The organism is Holdemania massiliensis AP2, assembly GCF_000327285.1.
Taxonomy (GTDB): Bacteria; Bacillota_I; Bacilli_A; order Erysipelotrichales; family Erysipelotrichaceae; genus Holdemania; species Holdemania massiliensis.
The window spans coordinates 1-5,005 of sequence record NZ_HE998574.1 but is presented as its reverse complement, the minus strand read 5'-3'; the positions used below and the strand labels follow the sequence as shown (position 1 = coordinate 5,005).

The 5,005-nt window shown below is 50.4% G+C and carries 3 rRNA genes; all 3 read left to right on the top strand.

Features of this window, described 5'->3' with window-relative positions:
* Positions 1–97: 97 nt before the first annotated feature.
* The 3 genes from BN162_RS17480 (at position 98) to rrf (ending at position 4,993) form a co-directional block, all read left to right on the top strand.
* A 16S ribosomal RNA gene (locus BN162_RS17480) occupies positions 98–1,635 on the top strand.
* Between the two features lie 253 nt (positions 1,636–1,888).
* A 23S ribosomal RNA gene (locus tag BN162_RS17475) occupies positions 1,889–4,784 on the top strand.
* Positions 4,785–4,879: 95 nt separating this feature from the next.
* Positions 4,880–4,993 (top strand): 5S ribosomal RNA (rrf, locus tag BN162_RS17470).
* Together the 16S, 23S and 5S rRNA genes form the textbook arrangement of a ribosomal RNA operon.
* Positions 4,994–5,005 lie beyond the last annotated feature (12 nt).

Genomic DNA, 5,005 nt, shown 5'->3' with positions numbered 1-5,005 from the left:
GAAAACTAAACAGGAAGAAAAGCACAAAAATACAACGTCAATTCAGAAAGAATCTGTCTTGTGACAGAGGATATAAAACGAGCTAAACAAACTCGAACAAATGGAGAGTTTGATCCTGGCTCAGGATGAACGCTGGCGGCGTGCCTAATACATGCAAGTCGAACGCTTTGTAAAGGAGCTTGCTTCTTTACGAGGAGTGGCGAACGGGTGAGTAATACATAAGCAATCTGCCCATCGGCCTGGGATAACAGTTGGAAACGGCTGCTAATACCGGATAGGTTAGTTTCTGGCATCAGGGACTAATTAAAGTTGGGATACAACACGGATGGATGAGCTTATGGCGTATTAGCTAGTAGGTGAGGTAACGGCCCACCTAGGCGATGATACGTAGCCGACCTGAGAGGGTGACCGGCCACATTGGGACTGAGACACGGCCCAAACTCCTACGGGAGGCAGCAGTAGGGAATTTTCGGCAATGGGCGAAAGCCTGACCGAGCAACGCCGCGTGAGTGAAGAAGGCCTTCGGGTTGTAAAGCTCTGTTGTGAAGGAAGAACGGCTCATAGAGGGAATGCTATGGGAGTGACGGTACTTTACCAGAAAGCCACGGCTAACTACGTGCCAGCAGCCGCGGTAATACGTAGGTGGCGAGCGTTATCCGGAATTATTGGGCGTAAAGGGTGCGCAGGCGGTTTGAAAAGTTTAAGGTGAAAGCGTGGGGCTTAACCCCATACAGCCTTAGAAACTGTCAGACTAGAGTACAGGAGAGGGCAATGGAATTCCATGTGTAGCGGTAAAATGCGTAGATATATGGAGGAACACCAGTGGCGAAGGCGGTTGCCTGGCCTGTAACTGACGCTCATGCACGAAAGCGTGGGGAGCAAATAGGATTAGATACCCTAGTAGTCCACGCCGTAAACGATGAGAACTAAGTGTTGGGGAAACTCAGTGCTGCAGTTAACGCAATAAGTTCTCCGCCTGGGGAGTATGCACGCAAGTGTGAAACTCAAAGGAATTGACGGGGGCCCGCACAAGCGGTGGAGTATGTGGTTTAATTCGACGCAACGCGAAGAACCTTACCAGGTCTTGACATACCAGGCAAAGCTATAGAGATATAGTGGAGGTTATCCTGGATACAGGTGGTGCATGGTTGTCGTCAGCTCGTGTCGTGAGATGTTGGGTTAAGTCCCGCAACGAGCGCAACCCTTGTCTTTAGTTACTAACATTAAGTTGAGGACTCTAGAGAGACTGCCGGTGACAAACCGGAGGAAGGTGGGGATGACGTCAAATCATCATGCCCCTTATGACCTGGGCTACACACGTACTACAATGGCGGATACAACGAGAAGCAAGACAGCAATGTGGAGCAAACCTCAGAAAGTCCGTCTCAGTTCGGATTGAAGTCTGCAACCCGACTTCATGAAGCCGGAATCGCTAGTAATCGCGGATCAGCATGCCGCGGTGAATACGTTCTCGGGCCTTGTACACACCGCCCGTCAAACCATGAGAGTTGGCAATACCCGAAGCCGGTGGCCTAACCCTGCAAAGGGAGGGAGCCGTCGAAGGTAGGGCTGATGATTGGGGTTAAGTCGTAACAAGGTATCCCTACGGGAACGTGGGGATGGATCACCTCCTTTCTAAGGAGAAAGACGAGAAAAGTTGGATTTTGTGGAAAAGTAAGCCTGTTTAGTTTTGAGAGATCGAAAGATTTCTCAGTACAGTGATTGTTCTTTGAAAACCGAATAACAGAAAACAGATAGAAAGACATGATCTTTCTGAAAAGTTGAAAAGATTTCAAAAATCAGAACAAGATATTTGAAGTTGAACGTTGAACAGTTCTTAAGAAAGAAAAGCGTAACTGGACGACTCGCAGTCAAGACAGGAACGCGTGATTAAATGAATAAGGGCGTATGGTGGATGCCTAGGCATGTAGAGCAGAAGAAGGACGCAGCTAACGGCGAAACGCGACGGGGAGTGGTAAGCACACATCGATCCGTCGGTCTCCGAATGGGGAAACCCAGCGCGAGTAATGTCGCGTTACCCATGAGTGAAAAGATAGCTCATGAGGAGAGAACCCAGGGAATTGAAACATCTTAGTACCTGGAGGAAAAGAAAATAAGAATGATTCCCTCAGTAGCGGCGAGCGAACGGGGAAGAGCCCAAACCAGCCTTAGGGTTGGGGTAGTAGGACCACAAGGTGGTACGTTAACCGATAGAAGAAGGACATTGAAAGGTCCGCCAAAGAGGGTGCAAGCCCCGTAATCGAAATTGGAAGACGACCTAGTGGAATCCTGAGTACGGCGAGGCACGTGGAACCTTGTCGGAAGCATCCGGGACCATCCGGAAAGGCTAAATACTCCTACATGACCGATAGTGAACCAGTACCGTGAGGGAAAGGTGAAAAGAACCGCGGGAGCGGAGTGAAATAGAACCTGAAACCATATGCTTACAAGAAGACAGAGCCCGTTAAGGGGTGATGTCGTGCCTTTTGTAGAATGAACCGGCGAGTTATGTTATCGTGCAAGGTTAAGTGGAAGACACGGAGCCGAAGCGAAAGCGAGTCTGAAGAGGGCGAGAGTACGATGAGATAGACCCGAAGCCGTAGTGATCTAGCCATGACCAGGTTGAAGGTTGGGTGAAACCAACTGGAGGACCGAACCGACCCCCGTTGAAAAGTTGGCGGATGAGTTGTGGCTAGCGGAGAAATTCCAATCGAACACGGCGATAGCTGGTTCTCCCCGAAATAGCTTTAGGGCTAGCGTCGAAGTCAGGGTAGTGGAGGTAGAGCACTGAATTCATGATGGCGCCGTCAAGGTGTACTGAATGAAATCAAACTCCGAATGCCATTATACCATCTTCGGCAGTCAGACTGTGGGTGATAAGGTCCATGGTCAAAAGGGAAACAGCCCAGATCATCAGTTAAGGTCCCAAAATTACTGCTAAGTGGAAAAGGATGTGGGGATGCACAGACAACTAGGAGGTTGGCTTAGAAGCAGCCACCCTTGAAAGAGTGCGTAACAGCTCACTAGTCGAGTGACCCTGCGCCGAAAATTAACCGGGGCTAAGCAGTATACCGAAACTATGGCAATGACTTCGGTCATTGGGTAGGGGAGCGTTCCATGGGCATGGAAGCCGTACCGTAAGGAGCGGTGGAGCGCATGGAAGTGAGAATGCCGGTGTGAGTAGCGAGATGCAGGTGAGAATCCTGCACACCGATAGACCAAGGATTCCAGGGGAAGGTTCGTCCGCCCTGGGTAAGTCGGGACCTAAGGCGAGGCTGAAAAGCGTAGTCGATGGAAAACAGGTTGATATTCCTGTACCCGCGCATTGAGTGATGGAGTGACAAAGAAGGCTAACCGGACCGGTAAATGGATTCCGGATCAAGCGAGGTAGGAGGCAGTCAGGCAAATCCGGCTGTCAATCTGAAGGCGTGATGAGGAGCGAACGGGCGACCCAGTAGCGAAGACGGCGATGCCAGCTTTCAAGAAAAGCTTCTAGCGCAAATCAATGAGCGGCCCGTACCAAAACCGACACAGGTGGTCAAGGCGAGAAGCCTAAGGTGAGCGAGAGAACTGTTGCCAAGGAACTCGGCAAAATAGCCCCGTACGTTCGCAAGAAGGGGCGCTCGAAAGAGCCGCAGTGAAGAGGCCCAAGCAACTGTTTAACTAAAACACAGCTCTCTGCAAAGTCGCAAGACGAAGTATAGGGGGTGACGCCTGCCCGGTGCTGGAAGGTTAAGAGGATGTGTTAGTCGTAAGACGAAGCATTGAATTGAAGCCCCAGTGAACGGCGGCCGTAACTATAACGGTCCTAAGGTAGCGAAATTCCTTGTCAGGTAAGTTCTGACCCGCACGAAAGGCGTAATGATTTGGGCGCTGTCTCGGCAGCAGACTCGGTGAAATCTTAGTACCTGTGAAGATGCAGGTTACCCGCAACTAGACGGAAAGACCCCATGGAGCTTTACTGTAGCCTGATATTGAGTTTTGATCAAGTATGTACAGGATAGGTGGGAGACGAAGAAGTTGGGACGTCAGTTTCAATGGAGTCGACGTTGGGATACCACTCTTAGTTGATTGAAATTCTAACCTATATCCGTGAACCGGGTAAGGGACAGTGTCAGGTGGGCAGTTTGACTGGGGCGGTCGCCTCCTAAAGAGTAACGGAGGCGCCCAAAGGTACCCTCAGATTGGTTGGAAATCAATCGACGAGCGCAAATGCAGAAGGGTGCTTGACTGCAAGACAGACAAGTCGAGCAGGGACGAAAGTCGGGATTAGTGATCCGGCGGTGCAGAATGGAATGGCCGTCGCTTAACGGATAAAAGCTACCCTGGGGATAACAGGCTGATCTCGCCCAAGAGTTCACATCGACGGCGAGGTTTGGCACCTCGATGTCGGCTCATCGCATCCTGGAGCTGAATTCGGTTCCAAGGGTTGGGCTGTCCGCCCATTAAAGCGGTACGCGAGCTGGGTTCAGAACGTCGTGAGACAGTTCGGTCCCTATCTGTTGTGGGCGTAGGAAATTTGAGGAGAGCTGTCCTTAGTACGAGAGGACCGGGATGGACCCACCGCTGGTGCACCAGTTGTATCGCCAGATGCATAGCTGGGTAGCTAAGTGGGGAACGGATAAACGCTGAAGGCATCTAAGCGTGAAACCGACTCCGAGATGAGATTTCCCATTTCCTAGAGAAAGTAAGACCCCTTGAAGACGACGAGGTAGATAGGTCAGAGATGGAAGCACAGTGATGTGTGGAGTTGACTGATACTAATCGGTCGAGGATTTAATCACATGAGGAAAAAACAAACGTTCATAACGAAGTAAGAAAGAGCAAGACTTTCTAGAAGCAACTGTTATTTGGTTTTCAGGGAATAATCCTGAAATGATCTGGTGACGATAGCGAAATGGTCACACCTGTTCCCATCCCGAACACAGAAGTTAAGCATTTCCGCGGCGAGAATAGCTATGCCTGCCATAGTGAAGGCAGCTCGTTGCCAGGTTCTTCGGTTCCC